The organism is Flavobacteriales bacterium (assembly GCA_016712535.1).
In the GTDB taxonomy this organism is placed as follows: Bacteria; Bacteroidota; Bacteroidia; order Flavobacteriales_F; family PHOS-HE28; genus PHOS-HE28.
Genome location: JADJQW010000002.1, coordinates 1,394,946 through 1,413,813 on the forward strand (window position 1 = coordinate 1,394,946; position 18,868 = coordinate 1,413,813).

At 61.9% G+C, this 18,868-nt stretch carries 20 protein-coding genes; 14 read left to right on the plus strand and 6 right to left on the minus strand.

From position 1 onward, the window contains the following. The first annotated feature begins 26 nt into the window (after positions 1-26). The 3 genes from IPK70_05635 to IPK70_05645 all read left to right on the plus strand — a co-directional run bounded on the left by IPK70_05635 (position 27) and on the right by IPK70_05645 (position 4,498). Positions 27-920 carry a hypothetical protein gene (locus tag IPK70_05635; protein MBK8226639.1) on the plus strand — a complete coding sequence of 298 codons (894 nt, stop codon included), beginning with the start codon at positions 27-29 and terminating at the stop codon, positions 918-920. 2 nt (positions 921-922) lie between these two features. Then, complete coding sequence (locus IPK70_05640) at positions 923-1,345, plus strand: hypothetical protein (GenBank protein MBK8226640.1); 423 nt, start codon at positions 923-925, stop codon at positions 1,343-1,345. Between the two features lie 87 nt (positions 1,346-1,432). After that, a complete protein-coding gene (locus IPK70_05645) occupies positions 1,433-4,498 on the plus strand; it encodes an ATP-binding cassette domain-containing protein (GenBank protein MBK8226641.1) in 3,066 nt (1,021 codons plus the stop codon). Here IPK70_05645 and IPK70_05650 read toward each other — a convergent pair. Continuing rightward, positions 4,495-4,887: a DUF1987 domain-containing protein gene (locus tag IPK70_05650; GenBank protein MBK8226642.1), complete on the minus strand. Its 393-nt coding sequence runs from the start codon at positions 4,885-4,887 to the stop codon at positions 4,495-4,497. The genes IPK70_05645 and IPK70_05650 overlap by 4 nt on opposite strands. Positions 4,888-4,898: 11 nt before the next feature. Further along, complete coding sequence (locus IPK70_05655) at positions 4,899-5,465, minus strand: hypothetical protein (GenBank protein MBK8226643.1); 567 nt, start codon at positions 5,463-5,465, stop codon at positions 4,899-4,901. A gap of 127 nt (positions 5,466-5,592) precedes the next feature. Between IPK70_05655 and IPK70_05660 the strand changes: the two genes are divergently transcribed. The 10 genes from IPK70_05660 (at position 5,593) to IPK70_05705 (ending at position 12,864) form a co-directional block, all read left to right on the plus strand. Beyond that, positions 5,593-6,321, plus strand: a complete 729-nt coding sequence (locus IPK70_05660) for a methyltransferase domain-containing protein (GenBank protein ID MBK8226644.1) — start codon at positions 5,593-5,595, stop codon at positions 6,319-6,321. Beyond that, the gene (locus tag IPK70_05665; protein MBK8226645.1) at positions 6,318-7,022 is read left to right on the plus strand and encodes a ZIP family metal transporter; all 705 of its coding nucleotides are present in this window, start codon (positions 6,318-6,320) and stop codon (positions 7,020-7,022) included. The genes IPK70_05660 and IPK70_05665 overlap by 4 nt, the downstream gene beginning before the upstream one ends. Before the next feature lie 69 nt (positions 7,023-7,091). Next, positions 7,092-7,766, plus strand: coding sequence for a hypothetical protein (locus tag IPK70_05670; protein ID MBK8226646.1), 675 nt, complete (start codon positions 7,092-7,094; stop codon positions 7,764-7,766). After that, positions 7,763-8,050, plus strand: a complete 288-nt coding sequence (locus IPK70_05675) for a transcriptional regulator (protein MBK8226647.1) — start codon at positions 7,763-7,765, stop codon at positions 8,048-8,050. Before IPK70_05670 ends, IPK70_05675 begins: the two co-directional genes overlap by 4 nt. Positions 8,051-8,053: 3 nt before the next feature. Then, positions 8,054-9,613, plus strand: coding sequence for a DUF4173 domain-containing protein (locus tag IPK70_05680; protein ID MBK8226648.1), 1,560 nt, complete (start codon positions 8,054-8,056; stop codon positions 9,611-9,613). Further along, entirely contained in the window at positions 9,610-10,089 is a 480-nt protein-coding gene (locus IPK70_05685) for a hypothetical protein (GenBank protein MBK8226649.1), read from the plus strand. The genes IPK70_05680 and IPK70_05685 overlap by 4 nt, the downstream gene beginning before the upstream one ends. Then, positions 10,086-11,006: an endonuclease/exonuclease/phosphatase family protein gene (locus tag IPK70_05690; GenBank protein ID MBK8226650.1), complete on the plus strand. Its 921-nt coding sequence runs from the start codon at positions 10,086-10,088 to the stop codon at positions 11,004-11,006. The genes IPK70_05685 and IPK70_05690 overlap by 4 nt, the downstream gene beginning before the upstream one ends. Further along, on the plus strand, positions 10,996-11,730 hold the full coding sequence (locus IPK70_05695; GenBank protein MBK8226651.1) for a hypothetical protein: 735 nt from the start codon (positions 10,996-10,998) through the stop codon (positions 11,728-11,730). Before IPK70_05690 ends, IPK70_05695 begins: the two co-directional genes overlap by 11 nt. A 50-nt stretch (positions 11,731-11,780) precedes the next feature. Continuing rightward, complete coding sequence (locus IPK70_05700; protein ID MBK8226652.1) at positions 11,781-12,104, plus strand: hypothetical protein; 324 nt, start codon at positions 11,781-11,783, stop codon at positions 12,102-12,104. Positions 12,105-12,138: 34 nt separating this feature from the next. Then, a complete protein-coding gene (locus tag IPK70_05705; protein MBK8226653.1) occupies positions 12,139-12,864 on the plus strand; it encodes an NRDE family protein in 726 nt (241 codons plus the stop codon). A gap of 170 nt (positions 12,865-13,034) precedes the next feature. Here the strand turns inward: IPK70_05705 and IPK70_05710 are convergent, their stop codons facing one another. The 4 genes from IPK70_05710 to IPK70_05725 all read right to left on the minus strand — a co-directional run bounded on the left by IPK70_05710 (position 13,035) and on the right by IPK70_05725 (position 17,580). Continuing rightward, a complete protein-coding gene (locus IPK70_05710) occupies positions 13,035-14,297 on the minus strand; it encodes a hypothetical protein (protein ID MBK8226654.1) in 1,263 nt (420 codons plus the stop codon). Between the two features lie 47 nt (positions 14,298-14,344). Further along, a complete protein-coding gene (locus IPK70_05715) occupies positions 14,345-15,277 on the minus strand; it encodes a DUF3667 domain-containing protein (GenBank protein ID MBK8226655.1) in 933 nt (310 codons plus the stop codon). A gap of 3 nt (positions 15,278-15,280) precedes the next feature. Next, positions 15,281-15,772: a YajQ family cyclic di-GMP-binding protein gene (locus IPK70_05720; GenBank protein MBK8226656.1), complete on the minus strand. Its 492-nt coding sequence runs from the start codon at positions 15,770-15,772 to the stop codon at positions 15,281-15,283. Positions 15,773-15,864: 92 nt separating this feature from the next. Next, positions 15,865-17,580 (minus strand): hypothetical protein, encoded by a 1,716-nt coding sequence (locus tag IPK70_05725; protein ID MBK8226657.1) that lies wholly within the window; start codon positions 17,578-17,580, stop codon positions 15,865-15,867. Between the two features lie 155 nt (positions 17,581-17,735). On the opposite strand from IPK70_05725, the gene IPK70_05730 reads away from it, so the two are divergent. Then, positions 17,736-18,854, plus strand: a complete 1,119-nt coding sequence (locus IPK70_05730) for a hypothetical protein (GenBank protein MBK8226658.1) — start codon at positions 17,736-17,738, stop codon at positions 18,852-18,854. Positions 18,855-18,868 lie beyond the last annotated feature (14 nt).

The following is an 18,868-nucleotide window of genomic DNA, read 5'->3' on the forward strand; positions in this document are numbered from 1 at the left end:
GCACCGCATCTCCACCCATGAATCGAATGGAACCCAAACGCATTGCCCTGCTCGCGCCGGGATTCGCTCTGCTGCTAGCCGCTTGCGGCGGCGGCGAACCTGGCTCCACGCCGGGCAACGATTCGCTCTCAACGCAGGCCACCGATAAAGAATCCGAACTGATCGGCATCGGTGGCAGATTCTTCAGCGTGCCTTCTCCGGTCCAGGCTGCCATCGCTATCAAGGAGGCGGGCCTCAAGTACCAGAAGGACCTGACCGCTCCGCTGGAGAAAGGCGATGCCATGACCGCCCGGATGGCCCAGGCCATGATGATGGGCGTGTACGGGGCCGATATGTCCTACGCCACCGTGCACCGCGATGCGCAGCGCGCGCTGGCTACCTTGGAGACCATTGAACGGCTCAGCGCCAAGCTTGAATTGAACAATGCCTTCGACAAGGCCCTTGTTGAACGGTTCAAGGCCAACATGGGCAGCGAGGACAGCCTGTTGCGCTTCAGCGGCATGGCCTTCCGCGCCGCTGATCAGTACTTGAAGGCGAATGACGCTCTGGACGTGAGCGCTTGGGTGCTTGCTGGCGGATGGGTGGAGGGCATGCACCTCACGCTGGCGGATCCCGCCGCGGCCAAGAGCCCTGCGCTCTTAGCGCGCATCGGCGAACAGAAGGGCACCCTCGATGGCCTTCTCACGGTGGTCGACGGCATCAACAGCGATGGCGCGAGCGATGCGCTGATGAAGGGTCTGAAGGAATTGCGCCAGGAGATGGAAGCCGTGAAGACCACATACGTGTTTGAGGCGCCAGTGACCGACGCCGCGAAGATGACCACCTACATCAACAGCAAGAGCACTGCGGAGGTGAGCCCCGAGCAGCTCGCCGCCATCGCCGCCAAGGTGGCCGCCTTGCGCAACATGATTCTCGCTTGACCATGAAACGCACCCTCTTTGCACTCCTGCTGGTCTCCGCCGCCGCCTCCGCTGGCGCTCAGGGCATATGCCAGGGCATAGCGGCCCGTTGCGAGCAGCACATCGCAGCCAATTACATCCCCGATGGCCAGTTCTACCGCGCGCTCTTGCAGGGCGATGAGGTGGCCGAGTTCGGCCTCACGTTGTTCGGCGGCACCACGTACCGTGTAGCGGCCTGCAGCGGAGACACCGATGGGAACCTGATCTTCAGCGTGTACGACACGGCCAAGGAGCGCAACCTGCTCTTCACCAACAAGGACCATCGTAACGCGCCTTATTGGGACCTGGCCATTGCCAGCACACTGGATGTACTGGTGGAGGCCACGCTCGATCCCAGCAAGGCGGGCAGCGGGTGCGCTGTGATGCTCATCGGCTTCAAGCGCTAGCGCGTCCAGCCGGAACTTTGGGCGCCCCTCCCGTTGAGAGGGGCGCTCTTCTTGGGACCTGCTTGGATCCCGGCTGGGGCGGTGCGCATGAGCGAGAAGATACTCAAGGCCTTATTGCAGCTGTTCGCGATCGTCGCCAGGGGCGAGGCGGTGGGCCTCGGCGCGCGCCCGGAGAACGCGGCCATCCTCGAGCGCTTCCTGCGCAAGCAATTCAGCCCGGAGACCGCAGCAGCGCACATGGCGCGCTACCAAGCGTTCGTGCAAGCCTTCCACGGCATGGGCACCGGTCGTGCTGCTCGCAAGCGCACCTCGCTCAATTCGGTGAAGGTCCTGAAGATCTGCACCCAAGTGAACGAGGAGCTCAATCAGCGGCAGAAGTTCGTGGTGCTCATGCACCTGCTCGAGTTCATCCACGCCGATGGCATCGTGAGCCCCCAAGAGGATGAGTTCGTGGCCATCGTGGCTGATACGTTCAACATCGCGCAGCCTGAATTCGCGCGCTGCCGTGCCTTCGTATGCGCAGAAGAGGAACAGCGCCTCGATGCGGAGCAACTGCTATACATAAACAGCGCGGCCACCTGCGGCCTGGTATCGGCCAAGCACCTGCATGCGCACGGACTGGATGGCGAGGTCCGCGTGCTGCATGTGCCAAGCGTGCACCTGTATGTGATGCGCTACAGCGGCCGTGACGAATTGCTGCTCAATGGCCAGCGCGTGGGCGCTGGCGGCCATTACGTGCTTGAGAACGGAAGCAGCATGCGGCCTCCTGGCGGGGTGCCCATCTACTACAGCGACATCCTGCAGGCTTTCATGGCCAAGCAGGGCCGGCCCCGCATCGTGTTCCGCGCCGATGGCATCGAGTATGAATTCCCGAATGGGCGCATGGGCCTTCACGAGCTGCACCTGGCCGAGACCAGCGGCAAGCTCATCGGCATCATGGGCGGCAGCGGCAGCGGCAAGAGCACCTTGCTCAACCTGCTCAACGGCAACCTGGTGCCAACGCGCGGCCGCGTCACCATCAACGGCATCGATGTGCACCGTGAGCGCGATCGGATCCGGGGGGTGATCGGCCACGTGAGCCAAGACGACCTGCTCATCGAGGAGCTCACCGTTTACCAGAACCTGTTCTTCAACGCCAAGCTCAGCTTCGGTGACCAGACAGATGCGCAAGTGGCCGAGCGCACCCTGCGCATGCTGCAGACCTTGGGACTCTACGAGACGAAGGACCTCAAGGTGGGAAGCCCCCTGGAGAAGACCATCAGCGGTGGCCAGCGCAAGCGGCTGAACATCGCCCTGGAACTGATCCGCGAGCCGAGCGTGCTCTTCGTGGATGAGCCTACGAGCGGGTTGAGTTCGCGCGATAGCGAGAACATCATGGACCTGCTGAAGGAGCTCGCGCTCCGCGGGCGTGTCGTTTTCGTGGTCATACACCAGCCCTCATCGGACATCTTCAAGCTGTTCGATAAGCTGCTGCTCATGGACCAGGAGGGGCACCCCGTTTACTGCGGTGACCCCGTCGATGCCGTCGTGTACTTCAAGCGCGTCACTGGGCAGGTCGATAGCGAGCAGGGCCAATGCGCGGCGTGCGGCAACGTGAATCCCGAGCAGATCTTCAAGATCCTGGAGGCACGGCTCGTTGACCAGTACGGAAGCGAGACCGATCAGCGCCGCATCAGCCCAGACGCTTGGAACGAAGTGTTCCGCGCACAGATGGCGGTGCGCGTGGCGCAGGTGCCTGATGAGCGCTTCGTGCCGAAGAGCACGTTCGCCATCCCCGGACGGCTGCGCCAATTGCGCGTGTACTTCAAGCGCGACCTGCTCAGCAAGCTGGCCAACCGGCAGTACGTCCTCATCAACCTGCTCGAAGCGCCCGTGCTGGCCTTCTTCATGTCGTTCTTCCTTCGCTATGCCGGCGATGGCGGTTACGTGTACCGCACCAATGCCAACATGCCCCAGTACCTCTTCATCGCGGTGATCGTGGCGCTGTTCCTGGGGCTCACCGTGAGCGCGGAAGAGATCCTGCGCGACCGCAAGATCCTGGCGCGGGAGAAGTTCCTCGACCTCAGCTGGCTCAGCTACCTGGTGAGCAAGCTCGGCCTGCTCTTCGCGATATCGGCCATCCAAACGGGCCTCTTCGTGCTGGTGGGCAATGCAGTTCTTGGCATCGCATCGCTGGGCTGGGCGCACTGGCTGGTGCTCTTCAGCGCGAGCTGTTTCGCCAATGCGCTCGGACTGAATGTGAGCGCGAGCTTCAGCAGCGCCAAAGTGATCTACATCCTCATCCCAGTGCTCATCATCCCGCAGCTGCTCTTCAGCGGGATCATCGTGAAGTTCGATCGCCTGCACCCGCTCTTCGCCTCGGAGAAGAGCGTGCCCTGGATCGGCAACGTGATGGCCAGCCGCTGGGCCTACGAGGCGCTCGCGGTGACCCAGTTCAAGGAGAATCCCTATGAGCGTGAATTCTACGCGTTCGACCAACGGATGAAGACCGCCAATTGGAAGAAGGATCTATGGCTGAGCGAGCTCCGTAACCACTTGGACCGCGCGCAGGCCGCAGTTGATGGCCGCGCAGGCGGTGAGCCCGAACTGGCCGCCTCACTTGCCCTCTTGCGCGATGAATTGAGCCGGGAAGAGCGCCAGCTAGCAGGCTTCAATGTGCCGGAACTGGCGATGCTCGCGCCGGAAAAGGTGAATGCCGCGGCGATCGCGGCCGTTGCAGAATCACTGGAGCTGCTCACCAAGCACTACCGCAGCGTGTATAAGGAAGCCGAGCGCGCCAAGGAGCAGCGCATTGCCGAGCTGACAGCCACGACCGAGGCGCGAGCGGCGTACTTCGCCCTGCTTGACGCGCACCGGAACGACGGGCTCGCCGACATCGTGACCAATAAGAACGACCTGCGCGTGATCGTGGAGCACGATGGCGAGCTGATCCGCAAGAGCGACCCCGTTTACATGGAGCCGCAAGGCGGAGGCCTGCTCAGCGCTCATTTCTATGCCCCTGCCAAGCTCCTCTTCGGAGCGCCGATCAGCACGCTGGCCGCCAACGTGCTGGTCATCTGGATCATGACCCTGATGCTCTGCGGTGCCCTGCATATGGAGCTGTTCAAGAAGATCGGCCGCCTGCTGCCGGTTCCTGTGCGCAAATCGCGCTAGTCGCCGTTCACTTCGGCGATCTGGATCATCTTGAACGGGATGTTGATGATCCCCGAATAATCCTCCCCGGCCTCGAGCATGTCCTCATCATCGGCCTCGTAGTGCCAGAGCACCGTGACTTCATTGCCGGCGCTGCGGATGGGTTCCAGGCGCTTGAACACATCGAGGATGCATTTGCTGCTGCTGGTGTTGAAGTACTCGAGCTGCACATGCAGGGCCGTCTTCGGATTCGGGGTGCGGCTGTATCTCTCGATCCAATCGATCAGCGGCTTGTAGAAATCGATGCTGTTCTCCGGGATGGAGCGGCCCTTGAGCTCCAATAGGCCCGTGACCGGGTCGAAATGCACATGCGGGGTCTTTGGGCTTCCTTCGAGTTGGAGCGGTTCCATGGTGTTCAGGTCTAGGTGTTCACGTTGACATTCAGGCTGAAGAAGGCGCTGTCCTTGTCATAGGGCACGAATGCATAGCCCAGTTTCCCGCCGCTGCGCCGTGCGATATCGATCATGCCCAGGCCGCCGCCGCCAGCTTCGGAGTATTTCCCATCGGCGAGCTTTGCTCGGTACCATTCGCGCAGTGCATCGGTATCGAGCGCATTGATCCGGTCGAGATGGCTCTTGAGCTGATCCACGTCGCCGCCATGCATGAAGTTGCCTGTGAGCACGGAATAGCCGGTATCCGTGCGAGCGATCATCACCACGCCATGCGGCTCGGCGGTTGGCTCAATGCCTTCGCTGGCTGCGCGAAGATGCCCGTTATGGTGATACAGGTTCTGCAGGCACTCCACCACCACGTTGAACACACGCTTGCGCGACTTCGCGTCCGGCTCCATTCCGTCGAGCTTTCGCTCCACCAGATTGAGCAGCACCGTGATCAGGTCGGGCGATAGCCCGCCTTTGAAGGAGAGCATCACGCGGTGCTTCTCCAGTTCGTCATAGAGATCGTGAATTCGTTCGAGCAGGTCGGACATGCAGGATGGTCGGAGAGCCTTACAAAGCAAGGCTGTGCAGGTGCTGGCCGCCGTTGCAGCGCTCCCGGAGTTATCCACGCGCTGGTGTCAGCCTTGACCGAAGCCCCCGGTTACATTCGCCGCTCCGATGGGCTGGTACAAGCACTGGTTCGGCACCCCGTACTACAAGCTGCTCTATGGTCACCGCGATGAGGCCGAGGCGGAGGCGTGGGTGGATGCGATCCTGGCCCGTTGGGTCCTGCAGCCGAATGCGCGCGTTCTCGACTTGGCGTGCGGTCGTGGGCGTCACGCCCGGTGGTTCGCCGCAAGAGGCATGCAGGTCACGGGTGCCGATATCTCCGAGGAGAGCATCGCGGAAGCGAGGATCGCTGTCCCTGACGGCGATTTCCTGGTGCACGACATGCGTGAAGCCTTGCCCCGCGAACGATTCGAGGGGATCTGCTGCCTGTTCACCAGCCTGGGGTACTTCGACGACCTTGCGGATGACCAGCGCGTGATGGATGCCGTATTCGCCATGCTTGTTCCAGGTGGCCGCTTCGTGCTTGACTTCATGAACACGCCCGTGGTGCTCCGAGACCTGGTGGAGTCGGAATCGATCATCGCCGGTGGGCTCACCTTCCACGTGCAGCGCAAGGTGGAAGGGGAGGTGCTCGTGAAACGGATCACGCTGAGCGACGGCGGATGCACGCACGCTTTCGAGGAGCGTGTTCAAGCCTTACGGCCATCGCAGATCGAGGCCATGGTCGTGAAGGCCGGATTGCAGGTGGTTGACCGGAGCGATGGCCCCGGTACGCTCCCCTTCGACCCGGGACGATCCGCCCGTTTCGTTCTTTGGGCCCGCAAGCCGCTCGCATGACCTGGATCGTCGTCCTCATCTTCTTCGCGCTGCCCATGCTGGCCGGTGCGGCCGTGCGCCTGCTGAGCCCGGACCAGCGCTGGTTGCGATTGCTGCTCTCATTCAGCGGCGCCTTCCTCGTGAGCGTGGTGTTCCTGCACATGCTCCCGGAGCTCTATGAAGAAGAAGGTGCCATGATCGGCGCATGGGTGCTCGGCGGCTTCCTGCTGCAAGTGGTGCTGGAGTTCTTCAGTGAAGGGATCGAGCACGGGCACATCCACATGCACGCTGGGCAAAGCCACGCGCTGCCTTGGATAACGCTCGCGAGCCTCTGCCTTCATTCGTTCACCGAGGGCATGCCCTTCGCCGACCCGGATGTATCGGGCAACATCCCCTTCCTTGCAGGTGTGGTGCTGCACAAGGTGCCCATGGCCATCGCCCTTGCCACCGTGCTGCTCCGGTCCGGTGTGCCATCGGCATCGAGCTGGCTCATGCTGGTGCTCTTCGCGTTGGCCGCGCCGCTCGGCATCGGCAGCGGGATGCTCGCCGGTGATTGGATGGACGGCCGCTTCCTGCATCGCATGCTCGGGCTCGCCATCGGCATGCTGCTGCACATCGGCACCACCATCATCTTCGAGAGCGCGCCCGATCACCGCTTCAACGCCGCTCGATTCGTGGCCGTGATCGCTGGGGTAGCGCTGGCCGCGCTGGCGGTTCACTGATTTTTTTCCGCCTGCTGCATACGGATCGCGGTCGCATGTCGTTACTTTGCAGTACAAAGTACTTTGCTCATGAACGAGAAGGATCACCTCGACGAGCTTGCCCGCATCCGTGGGCTCATGGACCGCAGTACGCGCTTCCTCAGCCTCAGCGGCCTCAGCGGCGTGATCGCGGGTGTTGCGGCGCTGGCCGGGGCCTTCGCGGCGCGCGAGCATCATAAGGCATTGCTTTGGTCGGGTTCCGATATGGGCGGTCTGAATCGGAACAGCTTCCGATTCGGGGGGGGGCTGGGCTTCGAGCAGCGCTGGTGGGACCATGTGGCCTTCCTGATGACCGATGCGGCCATCGTGCTCCTCGTGGCGCTGCTAGGGGCGCTGTGGTTCACGTGGCGGCGGAGCAAGCGAACAGGCCAGGGCCTTTGGGATGCGAGCGCGCGCCGCATGGCGGTGAACCTCTTTCTCCCGCTGATCGGAGGTGGGCTTTTCTCCTTGGCACTCATCCTGAATGGAGCTGTTCATCTGGTACCGTCGGCGACGCTGGTGTTCTACGGCGTGGCCTTGCTCAACGCATCGAAGTACACCCTCGATGAGGTCCGATGGCTCGGGCTGAGCGAAATGGCGCTCGGCGTGGTGGCTGCTTTCTGGGCCGATGCCGGCCTGCTCTTCTGGGCGCTCGGCTTCGGGGTGCTGCACATCTTCTATGGCGGGCTCATGTACCTGCGCCATGAGCGCGGAGCAGAAGCATGATCGAGCAGCTCAATAAGGCCTTCGAGAGCCGGGTGCGCTTGGGCATCATGGCCGTGCTCGCCGTGAACGAATGGGTGGACCATGCGCAATTGAAGGAGCTGTTGAGCGTTACCGACGGCAACCTCGCGAGCCACCTGGCGGCCTTGGAGGAATTGAAGTACGTGCAGGTGCGCAAGCGATTCATCGGCAAGCGCCCCAACACCAGCTACAAGGCCTCCGCTGCTGGCAGCCGCGCATTCCGTGACCATCTCGACGCCATCGAGCGCCTCATCCCCAAACCCTGACCCATGAATGCCATTGCCAATTGGATCCAAGCGCGGTCCACGCTCATCATCGCTCTGCTAACTGCCTTCATCTTCGATCGCCTCTTCTATCAGCTTGCGCTTGGCGCCAACCTCTGCCTCTTCGCGCTGCTGATGAGCGCATTGGTCGTGCATCGCGTGGGTTGGAGCAAGCTCTCGTGGCCGGCGCGATGGGCCTTGCTGGGTGTGCTCATCGCCTCGGTCATGGTGGTGGTGCACCACAGCGTCGTAGCGCCGATTGCGACGGTACTTTGCTTGCTCTGGTTCGCGGCGCTTGCCGGGGAACCGGGACTTCGCAGCCTGCCCTTCGCCATGGGACAAGCGCTGGGCAACTATGTCACGCTCCCTATAACGGCCTTCGACGGCATCGGCACTGTTGCTCCCGAGCGATCGGCCGCGCGCTCGGGATGGCGCTGGGCGCGATTGACGGTGCTGCCCGTGATCGTGCTCGTCATCTTCTTCCAACTCTATCGGGTGGGCAATCCGAAGTTCGATCACCTCACTGCCGGGTTCCTCGAAGGACTATGGGAGGCGGTCTCGGAGTTCTTCTCGGTCATCTTCACGGCGCATGTGCTCTTCTGGCTCTTCGGCGCTTTCGTTTGTGCTGGCCTGCTCTTCCGCTTCGCGCCGAATCTCGTGCTGCAATGGGAGGAACAGCATCATGACCTCATGCGGCGGATGCGGGTGCGGCGTCCGCATTGGATGGCGCCGCTATCCATGAACTCCTTGGAGCGCGAGCGACGGCGCGCAGTGATCCTGCTGGTGCTCGTGAATCCCTTGCTCGCCGTGGTGAATGCCATAGACATCAACTGGGTGTGGTTCGGCTTCCAGGTGCCCGAAGGCTTCAGCCTGAAGCAATTCGTGCATGAAGGCACCTATGCGCTGATCTTCAGCATCCTTCTCAGCATGGTGGTGGTGCTCTGGTACTTCCGCGGCAATCAGAACTTCTATCAGCGGGATCCCTGGCTGAAGCGGCTGGCCCTGCTCTGGGTGGCGCAGAACGCGGTGCTCGGCGTCTCGGTGTTCCTGCGCAACTGGCATTACATCAGCTTCCACGGCCTGGCCTACCTGCGAATCGGCGTGATCGTCTTCCTGCTGCTCATGGTGGTGGGGCTCATCACCCTCTTCCTCAAAGTCAAGGAGCGCAGAACGCTCTACTACCTCCTTCGAGTGAACACGTGGGCGGCGTTCGCGGTGCTCATCGGCCTCACCACCGTCGATTGGGACCGGCTCATCGTGCGCGTGAACCTGGAGCACGGCAACCCAGGCGAGATTGACATCGACAACTACCTCGCGATGAGCGACAAGGTGTTGCCGCTGCTTTACGCCAATTTTGACCTGGTGGAGCAGCAGATGGCGCGGCACCGCAACAACCGTGTGCGATGGGTGGATCATCTGGAGCCGCAAGCGTTCCGCGATGCGCTCGATGCGAAGCGCGACCGTTTCATGATGCGCATGCATGCCCTGCAATGGCAGGAATGGACGTGGGCTGATGCGAGGACCATGGCTGCACTGAACGAACAGTCGATCCTTGCCCCGCGATGAAGGACCTGCGCTACATCCGGTGCTGGCTGGCCGGCTTCGTGGTCGCGCTGGTGCTCAGCGGCCTCACAGCAGTGCCCTTGGTCCGGCTCACGGGCCTGCTTCAAGCTTGGACCGATCCGTTCGGCGGCCCTCTTCACCAATGGGCGTCGCACGCCGCCGATGCCGTTGCGCATGTCGATGCCACCTATCCGATCCTCTTCTACGGCACTGACTGGCTCGCCTTCGCGCATGTGTTGATCGGCCTGGCCTTCATAGGCCCATATCGTGATCCGATCCGTAACAAATGGGTGGTGGAGTGGGGACTGTGGAGCTGCGGCTTGGTGGTGCTGCTGGCATTCGCATGGGCGCCCGTTCGCGATATCCCCTTCTTCTGGCGCTGCGTCGATGCCTCCTTCGGCGTATTCGGCGCCTTGCCGTTGTTGCTGGTGCTGAAGCGGATCCAGAAGCTGGAGGCGGAACAGCAAGCGAACCCATGAATCATCGACGTCAGCTCATCTTCTCCTCGCTGCTGCTCGCGCTCACTTGCGGTCTGGCCTTCGCGCCCGATGCGTACCTAACCATGTTGGCGCGTGCATTCACGCTATGGTGGGCCATCGGCTTCGGGGTCACGGCGCTCGTGGTACTTTGGAAACGGTGGTGGTGGGCCTCCTTTTCCTCCGCGATGGCATCGGCGATGCTGCTGCCGGTGCTGCACATGCCCGGTCTCGACATGGTTGAAGCGACCGGATCGCCCGACCTGCGCGTCGCGCACCTGAATGTGCTGCAGCCGAATTCGCGGCATGCGGATGTGCTCGCGGCCATCAGGCACGCCGATGCCGACCTGGTGAGCTTGCAGGAAGTGAGCCCGCAATGGGCGGCAGCGCTTGGCAAAGGGCTTGGTGAGGATTTCAGCTACCAACTGGTGATGCCGCGCACCAATTGTTACGGCATTGCGCTCTTCAGCCGCTTGCCGCTTCATAATGCCCGGGTGATCGTGCTGGCGGGCGCTCCGTTCATCGAGGCCGAAGTCGAAGCCGATGGCCGAAGGGTGCGCTTGCTCATCGCGCATGCCACTTCGCCGGGCAGCCCGGGCCAGTTCGCACGACGCAATGCCCAGCTGGGCGCACTTGCCGATCGGATCGCGCGGAGCGCATTGCCCTCCGTGCTCATCGGCGACTTGAACACGGTGCATTGGGACGATGCTTATCGGCGGCTCTGCGCTGACAGCGGGCTCCGTCCATTGAATCATCCACGCATGGCCACCTGGCCTTCCATCGGCCCGCTCGCGTTCATCCCGCTGGATCATGCGCTCGTGCGAGGCCCGATACGCGCCTCAACCATCCACTCCTTCGAAATCCCCGGCAGCGACCATCGCGGGCTGCTCGCCGATCTCCACTTCGTGCATGCGCCCTGACATCCGCCGCGCTTTCGTCTGGATGACCGCCTTTTACGTTGCCATGGCCTGCCTGGAGAGCGCCGTGGTGGTGTATCTGCGCGCGCTATACTACCCGTCGGGCTTCGATTTCCCGTTGGTGCCTATGGAGCGCTCGCTCATCGGAACAGAGGTGGTCCGTGAGGCTGCCACCATCCTCATGCTGCTCGCACCGGCAGCACTGCTCACGCGCTCCGCATTGGAGCGCTTCGCTTGGTTCTGCTTCGGCTTCGGTGTATGGGACATCTTCTACTACGTATGGCTGAAAGTGCTTCTCGGATGGCCATCGAGCCTGATGAGCCGCGACTTGTTGTTCCTTATTCCGGTGCCGTGGGTGGGGCCGGTGTGGGCGCCGTGCGTGATCTCCATCGGTTTGATCACCCTGGCCCTGGTGATCCTCCGGGGTCGGTCGCGAGCTCTGCATTACCGATTGGACGGCGCTTCGTGGGCCCTTTTGATCAGCGGCGCTCTGCTCATGATCGTGTCCTTCACCATTGACCCCCTTTTGCGTGTCGAGGGCCTCAATGCACTCGCCAGCGTTTCCAGCTTGGGTGATGCCGGCGCCAAAGCGTTGATGCAAGGCCGGAACTACGTTCCGCAGCACTACCCATGGCCATGGTTCGCTGCCGGAGCGGGTCTGGCAACCCTTGGAACACTGCGCGCGTCTAGGGTTGTCGCGCCTTTTCCTCCGGATCGAGGCTGTTGAAAAAGTGTAACCGACGATGCGCAACCCCGTTGAAGCGGTGCGTCATCCTCATGGAAAACAAGACCAAGATGCTCGCCGAGGCCCGCCTCTTCATGCGTTTGGGGATACTCTCCACACTGGGTTTCATCTTCTATTATGCCCACTTGTTCTTCGGTCTGCTGCAGAATGTGGTGCTCTTCAAGGTGCTGGCCATCACCTTCCTGCTTGCGACCATCCCCTTGCCGATCATTGCGATCAACAATAAGCTCCTATTCCCTGAGCTCTCCAGGAGCGGGAAGCAGATCCTGGCGCTCGCAGCAACCATGCTGCTCTTCCATCACTTCCTCATGACCTTCATCTTCGTCATGTTCCTGCGTGGCGAGTCGGTCCTTTGAACGCCCTTGGACCCAGCGCCGGTAGATTCGCGGCGTGTGCCTCATCACTTTCGCATACAAGGTCCATCCAGGATACCCGCTCATCCTTGCAGCTAACCGCGACGAATTCCTCGATCGCAGGGCTGATCCGGCGCACTTCTGGACGGACCATCCTCTGATACTCGCCGGTCGCGACCTCAAGGCGCATGGCACCTGGATGGGCATCACCACGCTAGGGCGATTCTCCGCAGTGACCAATTTCCGTGACTTGCGCCGTGCACCGGTCAACGGTCCCTCGCGGGGCTTATTGGTCCGGGATGCGCTGCTTGCTGAGCCTCCTTTGGACCATGCACCGATGGAAGGCTACAACCTGCTTCATGGGCCTGTGGAGGACCTCCGTTGCCGTTCGAATGTCTCGGGTGCGGATGAACGCATACCGCCGGGGGTGCATGGCCTGAGCAACGCATTGCTCAACACGCCTTGGCCGAAGGTTCGCAGGGCGGTGAGCGCCATGCACGACGTCTTGGAATCAGAGGAGCCCGGATTGGATACGCTTTTCAGCATTCTTGCGGATGATCGCAGCGCAAGCGATGCGGAACTCCCCGACACCGGCCTCGACCTTGCACGCGAGCGCGCGTTGAGCAGCATCCGCATCGACATGCCTGGTTATGGCACGCGCTGCTCAACGGTCATACTTGTAAGCAATGATGGTGAGGTGCGCTTCGAGGAGCGCACCCATGCCACCGGAATTGCGGTGCGCGAGCGCTTTTTTATCCGCTGATCGCAACATCCGGCACGATGCTCGCGTTGCAGGTTCAGGTCCGGTAAGGGACCAACGGCATATCCGGTCACAAGGGGCGAGGCCCAACGGCGTTTGAAGCCCCCTTCCAGGCCCGTAAGCCTGGAGACCGGAATACCAGGAACCCGCCCCGTAAGGCGGGTTCCGCCGTTTCAGCGGATCACCTTGGCGACCCCTTCGGGCAACGAGACGAGCAGGAGCCCGGTCCATTCGCCCGCAAGCACAAGTTCGTTGCCGGAGCCTGAAGCGCTCAGAAGAGTTCGGCCCTGCGAATCGAGCAATCGCACGGTCCCCACAGGGGTTCCGTCGGATCGCCGGATGAGGATTCCATCCGGAACCGGGACCACTGAGGTGTTCATCACCGGCAGCATAGCCATGCCATTGGTGCCGTCGATGCAAGGTTCATGCACAGCGAAATCGAGCCCGATTGGCAACGACCATGAAACAGGCCAGGCTTCGGTGCTCTGCCAGCCATCGGCCGCAACCATGTACATGGGATTGCCTCCTGCAGGAGGACCGAGCGGACTCACCTCCATCACGTAATCGCCCGGAGGCAGGCAGATCGTGTCGGCATCGGATTGCTGCGCATCGGCCAAGGTGAACTGGCCCATGGCGGCAACGCTAGGCCCGTTGTAGATCACCCAGTCATAACTGGCGGTGATCAGCGCACCGCCGAGATTCCCGATGCTGGGGTACACGGTCACGCAAGGTGGCGGCGGGCACAGATCGAACTCCAGGTCCCATGAGCAGGCCATATCCGTGGTGAAGCCGATCCACAGTTCCAGCCTGCCATTGAACGGCGAATCAGGAACCTCCACCCCGTCCATCACGCGCATCGCATGCCAGCTGTCCTCACCGATGCCGAAGAAGTTCACGGTCTCCTTGGCCAAGGTGTCGCCACTTGCGTCGAAGAGTATGAAATTGGGGTAATCGAACAGCTCATTCACCGTGTTGCTGTTCTGCACATGCACCACGATGGCGGTATCTGTGAAGGCGTGCCATTGCACCGAGACAAGTTCGAGGTTCGAGCATGGGTCTCCCCCGGTCACGGTGAATGCGTGCTGCGGCACAGGTGCACCATCGAGTATCCCGAACGAGTTCAGCGTGAATGCGATGGTGTAATCACCGGCAGGCAATTGCCCGACTGAGATGGTCTCCGTGTGGGGGACAAGGACCGTGAGCCCACCTGTGCTCGCTGCGGTCACTGTGAGTGCAACGATGCTGCCATTCACCTGAGCGTCAGCGCTCACAATGTAGGAGCCGCTGCTGCTGAGGTTTCCTATGAGTTGGATGCTCACCTCATCCAAAGTGGTGGGGTTCGGCGGCACAATCGAGATCTGGTCGATGTAGAAGTAGGTCTGCGCTTTAAGGATAGCGGTGAGCAGCAGGCCGAGGAGGGTGAGGTTCGCCTTCATACGCGGGATTTCTGATGGGATGACGTGCGGCGAGGGTGATGCGCTGCCTAGGAAAGCGCGATAGTTCCCACGGCTGCTGCGGCGAAACCAACCGCAACAAGGATGGAGTAGGCCATCAGCACGATGAGGCTCTTCAGGATCGTGACTCCCCATGGACGCCGGTACACGGTGCGCATCATGCGCATCAGCGCGCCAATGCCCAGTCCAATTGCCAATGCCGTGAGCTCGAATGGGGTGTCGAACGCAGACCACAGAAGTCCCGTGATGGAAGCTGTCACAAGCAGCAGCAAGAAGAACAGCGTGTGGTAATGGAGCGCGAATACAAGATGCTCCGTGTAATAGAGCTTCCAGCGCCAATGCACCAGCTTGAGCAGCAGCGCGAACAGGGGCAGGAGCACGAACATCACCTTCGCGAAATTCTCGCGCAAGGCTGATGTGTATTCGTCCAATGCCCCGCTGCCACCAGCCTCCAGATGCATCGCTGAGCGCAGCAGGTTCCGACCGAGAGCGGTAGGCTCGTCACCGCCGGCCATCAGCACGCTGTCGATGACAGCGTCCGTTAGCCTGCCTTGGCGCGCGAGGTCCGTGAGGCGTTCCGTGGTTGAGTCTGCGCCAGCGGTGAAGCGCATGCCGCTGCTCGACTTCGTGGGATCATCCGGTGGCTCCGGGAGCCAGGCGATGGCCACGAAGTACAAGAGGCTGGTGAAGAGGTATAGCCTGAGCGGCGGCACGTATCGCGCCCGCTTGTTCTCGTTGTAGTTGCGCGTGGCGAGACCTGGGGGCCAGAAGAGGTCGCGAAGGGTGCGCAGCAGCTTCGTGTCGAAATTGAACAGACCCCCCAGAAGGTCCACGATGAAATGCCGCACCGGGATCTTGTGCGTGTGGTTCTCCTGGCCGCAGCGCGCGCAGAAGTTGTCCTCAGTGCGGAGCGCTAGCCCGCAGTTGGGGCATTCGGGCCGCTTCTGCCGCTTGCGGGCCATGCTTCAGCTCTTCATGTTCTCGAATTGCAGGGGCAGCTCGAAATCCTGCTGGCGGCACAAGGCCATGACCGCCTGAAGGTCGTCGATCTTCTTGCCGTTCACGCGGATCAGGTCGTCCATGATCTGCGGCTGCACCTTCAGGCCGCTGTCCTTGATGGCCTTCACGATCTTCTTCGCTGTTTCCCGCTCGATGCCCTGCTTCACCTTGATGATGCGGTACAAGGTCTTGCCGCTGGGCACGGGCTCCTCCTTCAGGTCGTAGCTGCGCACATCCACCTTCTGCTTGCCGCTTCGCTCGAGCAGGATGTCCACGATGGCATCGAGCTTCATGTGGTCCTCCGTGCTCACCTTGATCGTCAGGGCCTTCCTATCGAGCTCCACGGTGCTGTTGGTGCCGCGCAGGTCGTAGCGGTTGTCGATCTCGCGCTTCACCACGTTCACGGCATTGTCGAGCATCTGCAAGTCGACTTTCGAGAGGATGTCCAGGCTGGGCATGGTTTCCGGATTGCAGCGCCAAAGATGCGACAGGCGCGAAAAGCGAGCGGCCGCATCAGAAGATGCGGCCGCTCGTTGCAGGAGAGGAGCGCTTATTTGTTCAGCTGCACTCGGAACTCGGCGGTGCGGCCGTCATCCGCTGCGACCTTGAACACGTACATTCCATTGGCCAGGCCAGTCATGTCAACCGTGAGCGTGCCATCGCTGCCCACCTGGGCGCGCTGCTCGATCACGCTGTTGCCCTTGGCGTCGAACGCGTTCAAGCCCACTGCGCCATCGATGCCCTTCAGCGGGATGCGGATCCAGTGCGCGGTAGGGTTCGGGAAGGGCGTTGCCTCCAGCATCGCTTCTTCATCAATGCCGATCGTTGTGGCATCAACAGCGGCGATGGTGAGGGACGGTGCGCCATCGAGGCCGGTGAAGCCATTGTACCAGGTGCCTGCATCACGGATCATGGAGATCGGCTCGCCCACGATGCCTTGCGTGCGGTCGAAATTGAGCGTGCCGGCCCAGCCGTGCCAAACGTTGCCGCTGTAGCTGTCGAGGCAGAGCAGGTAGCGTGTGTTGTCCACCAAGGTCACGGTCTCGTCGAAGGGCACGTAGATCGGGGTATTGGTGAGGTCACTGGTGAAGGTGTACACCCCGAATGTGATGGGTGAGAGGTCCGTGCCATCGGGCAGTTGGATCGGATCAGTGACTGCTGCAGTCCATTCGAAGAGGGTGGCCTCCACCAATTCGTCATTGAGGACGGCGGTCGAAGGCCGGCTTGCGGTGAACCAGAAGCCCGTGGCTGCTAGTCGTGATGCGTTGGGGTCGCGGAAATGCACGCAAGACCGCCAGCCGGCGGTGTTGTTGGCGGGGACCACGTGCGTACTGCTCTGGATGGCTTGGGTGGCCGGGTCGCAGAGCGCGTAAGTGAGCTTGTCGTTCACCACGGTCAGGTTGATCGTGCGAGTGTCATTCGAGGCGAACTCGTCGGGCTGGTCTCCGAGGACGCTGTACACGATCTCGTAACTGCCAGAATAGCTCGACTGGCTGAAGGTGGGCAATGTCACGTAAAGGCTGTCGCCCGAGAGGATGTCGGCGCTGGCCGAGGTCTGGTCGTACACCACGCTGGCCCCAGGTTGCTGGGTGATCACGCAGCGCGCACGTGCGTTCGGCATGGTCTGCGCCCCGTAGTTGTGGATGTTCACCCCTAGATCAACACTGTACTCCGATGCGTTGGTGTGGATCACGCTGTGGATAGCGCCGGTGCGAGGCACCAGGATGTCGCCTCCGTCAAAGCCCAAGTTGTACTGGTAGAAGCCTTGCTGACTCCCGATGAAGAGCTCCAGATCGTTACAAGTGAGGATGGCATCGCGAAGCTGCGCACCGGCCTCTTGCGAGATCATCACGGCCGGAATGGTCACATTCGGTCCGACAGCCCCGGCTCCCATAACGACCGGTGCACCGGGCTGGTTATTGATCACCACCACGGCGATGGCCCCTGCATCCTGCGCGTTCATGCTCTTCATGCCGAACTCGCATACTCCGCGGTAGACCACTGCGATCTTGCCGGCGATGCTGGCCCCGTTGATGAGCGCATTGCAGCCCAAGCTGTCCTCTGCGGTCCCGTCATCCACGAAGCAGGCCTGACCGACGATGTTGTTGGCCGGGTCGTTCATGTCAGGCATGGCGCCCCATTGGCTCCAGGTGAATTCCAGCGGCCCTTCCAAGGAGGGCGGTTGCTGCACATAGACAGTGAGCTGCGCATGCAGCATGGCGGTGCAAGCGAATGCAGCTGCCAGTGTGAGTAGGGTCTTCTTCATGCGATTGGGTTTAGGGTTTCTCTTAGCCGCGCACAGCAATCAGGCACGCAGGGCAATGTTAATCACGCTGCCCACAAGTCCAACCATCTGGCCCAGCCCAGGTATTTTGCCATTCTTGCTCGCAATTGGCCCTGCCGGCCACCACCTTCGCCCGCATGGGCATCCGCATCCAGAAGCTCGAATCGGGTGATTCGCTCGCCCACTACCTGAGCGTGCCGGGCTCGGTGAATGACCGCCCGAACCGCGTGCTGCCCTTGATGGCCGATGAGCGCGCATTCCACGATCCGCGGCGGAACTCGACTTTGGCCAAGTGCGAGGTGGCCCGCTTCATGGCCTGGCAGGGGGAGGTTCCGGTTGGCAGGATCATGTGCATCATCCATCCAGGCCACAATGCCGCGCACAAGGAGCGCACTGCACGCTTTTTCCAGCTCGATTGCGCCAAAGGCCCTTTCATTGCGCAATCCCTCTTGGAGCGCGCGGAGGCCTGGGCTCGCGAACACGGCATGCACCGTCTCATCGGGCCATTCGGCTTCAGCGACAAGGATCCGCAGGGTTTGCAGGTCGAAGGATTCGAGCACCTGCCGGTGATCGCCACGCCATCGAACCCAGCTTGGCTGCCGCCCCTGGTTGAGCGATGCGGTTACCGGAAGCTCATGGATGCCGTCTCCTACCGCGTGGATATCCCGGAGACGCCCCCGGCGCTCCATGAGCGCATTGCAGGCCGAGCACTGCGCAACGGCCGGATCCGCTTGCTGAACTTCAGGTCGAAGAGCGACCTCAAGCCGTGGATCGTGCCGGTGCTTCGCCTGGTGAATGAGACCTACACCGCGCTCTTCGGCTTCGAGCCGATGAGCGAGCAGGAGATGCGCGGGCTAGCTGCGCAATACATGCCCATCCTCGATCCCGCCTTTGTGCAGGTGCTCGTTGATGCGCAGGATGCCCCGGTGGCCTTCGTGGTGGCCGCGCCGGACATGAGCGAAGGGCTCCAACGCGCCAATGGCCGCCTGCTCCCGCTGGGCTGGTGGCATATCCTGCGCGCCATGAAGAAGAGCAGGCAGCTCGACCTCTTCCTTGGTGCGGTGCGCCCGGACCTGCAAGGGCTTGGCCTTACCTGCGTGCTCGGCATCGCGCTGATGAAGGCGGCCCGGCAGCGTGGGCTCACGCACATGGACAGCCATCTGGTGCTGGAGACCAACCACCGCATGCGCGCGGAATTGGAGCGCTTGGGCGGAACGGTCTGGAAGCGCTACCGGATCTACCAGAAGACGTTGTGAGCCGCGGTCGCTAA

Excerpts from the sequence above, each read along its gene's own strand:
- IPK70_05690 (MBK8226650.1), top strand. The coding sequence starts at position 10,086 with ATGAATCATCGACGTCAGCTCATCTTCTCCTCGCTGCTGCTCGCGCTC.
- IPK70_05720 (MBK8226656.1), bottom strand. The coding sequence starts at position 15,772 with ATGCCCAGCCTGGACATCCTCTCGAAAGTCGACTTGCAGATGCTCGAC.
- IPK70_05650 (MBK8226642.1), bottom strand. The coding sequence starts at position 4,887 with ATGGAACCGCTCCAACTCGAAGGAAGCCCAAAGACCCCGCATGTGCAT.
- IPK70_05715 (MBK8226655.1), bottom strand. The coding sequence starts at position 15,277 with ATGGCCCGCAAGCGGCAGAAGCGGCCCGAATGCCCCAACTGCGGGCTA.
- IPK70_05710 (MBK8226654.1), bottom strand. The coding sequence starts at position 14,297 with ATGAAGGCGAACCTCACCCTCCTCGGCCTGCTGCTCACCGCTATCCTT.
- IPK70_05645 (MBK8226641.1), top strand. The coding sequence starts at position 1,433 with ATGAGCGAGAAGATACTCAAGGCCTTATTGCAGCTGTTCGCGATCGTC.
- IPK70_05660 (MBK8226644.1), top strand. The coding sequence starts at position 5,593 with ATGGGCTGGTACAAGCACTGGTTCGGCACCCCGTACTACAAGCTGCTC.
- IPK70_05655 (MBK8226643.1), bottom strand. The coding sequence starts at position 5,465 with ATGTCCGACCTGCTCGAACGAATTCACGATCTCTATGACGAACTGGAG.
- IPK70_05665 (MBK8226645.1), top strand. The coding sequence starts at position 6,318 with ATGACCTGGATCGTCGTCCTCATCTTCTTCGCGCTGCCCATGCTGGCC.
- IPK70_05640 (MBK8226640.1), top strand. The coding sequence starts at position 923 with ATGAAACGCACCCTCTTTGCACTCCTGCTGGTCTCCGCCGCCGCCTCC.
- IPK70_05685 (MBK8226649.1), top strand. The coding sequence starts at position 9,610 with ATGAAGGACCTGCGCTACATCCGGTGCTGGCTGGCCGGCTTCGTGGTC.
- IPK70_05725 (MBK8226657.1), bottom strand. The coding sequence starts at position 17,580 with ATGAAGAAGACCCTACTCACACTGGCAGCTGCATTCGCTTGCACCGCC.
- IPK70_05695 (MBK8226651.1), top strand. The coding sequence starts at position 10,996 with ATGCGCCCTGACATCCGCCGCGCTTTCGTCTGGATGACCGCCTTTTAC.
- IPK70_05730 (MBK8226658.1), top strand. The coding sequence starts at position 17,736 with ATGGGCATCCGCATCCAGAAGCTCGAATCGGGTGATTCGCTCGCCCAC.
- IPK70_05680 (MBK8226648.1), top strand. The coding sequence starts at position 8,054 with ATGAATGCCATTGCCAATTGGATCCAAGCGCGGTCCACGCTCATCATC.
- IPK70_05700 (MBK8226652.1), top strand. The coding sequence starts at position 11,781 with ATGGAAAACAAGACCAAGATGCTCGCCGAGGCCCGCCTCTTCATGCGT.
- IPK70_05635 (MBK8226639.1), top strand. The coding sequence starts at position 27 with ATGGAACCCAAACGCATTGCCCTGCTCGCGCCGGGATTCGCTCTGCTG.
- IPK70_05675 (MBK8226647.1), top strand. The coding sequence starts at position 7,763 with ATGATCGAGCAGCTCAATAAGGCCTTCGAGAGCCGGGTGCGCTTGGGC.
- IPK70_05670 (MBK8226646.1), top strand. The coding sequence starts at position 7,092 with ATGAACGAGAAGGATCACCTCGACGAGCTTGCCCGCATCCGTGGGCTC.